The sequence below is a fragment of the Terrabacter sp. 2RAF25 genome (assembly GCF_052115265.1).
GTDB lineage: Bacteria > Actinomycetota > Actinomycetes > Actinomycetales > Dermatophilaceae > Terrabacter.
On record NZ_JBFRGJ010000059.1, the window covers coordinates 1 to 426 of the forward strand.

1 protein-coding gene is annotated in these 426 nt (G+C 70.6%); it reads right to left on the reverse strand.

All coding sequences use genetic code 11. The features are described from left to right. On the reverse strand, positions 1–426 hold a 426-nt coding region (locus AB4091_RS21935), incomplete at both ends, for a HAMP domain-containing protein (protein WP_442295043.1).

Sequence of the window (426 nt, forward strand, 5' to 3'; positions counted from 1 at the left end):
STTCTTGGACAGGTCGCCCCGSGCCACSGCSGTSGTSACMTCSGCGATGTTGCGRASCTGSCCCGTSAGGTTCGASGCCATSGMGTTCACGTTGTCGGTCAGGTCSYKCCAGGTGCCGGCGACSCCYTCSACCCGCGCCTGCCCGCCCAGCTTGCCCTCGGTCCCGACCTCGCGGGCGACCCGGCTGACCTCGGAGGCGAAGGACTTCAGCCGGTCCACCATGGTGTTGATGGCATCGGCCGTCTGCAGCAGGTCGCCCTTCAGCGGCCGGCCGGCGAGTTCCAGCGGCACCGATTGCGACAGGTCGCCCTCGGCCACGGCGCGGACGACGCGGGTGATCCCCTCGCCGTGCAGCATGCTGCCCTGGATCAGGCCGTTGACGGAATCCACCGCCTCGCGCCAGCCGCCCGTGGCGCCTTCCAGGTG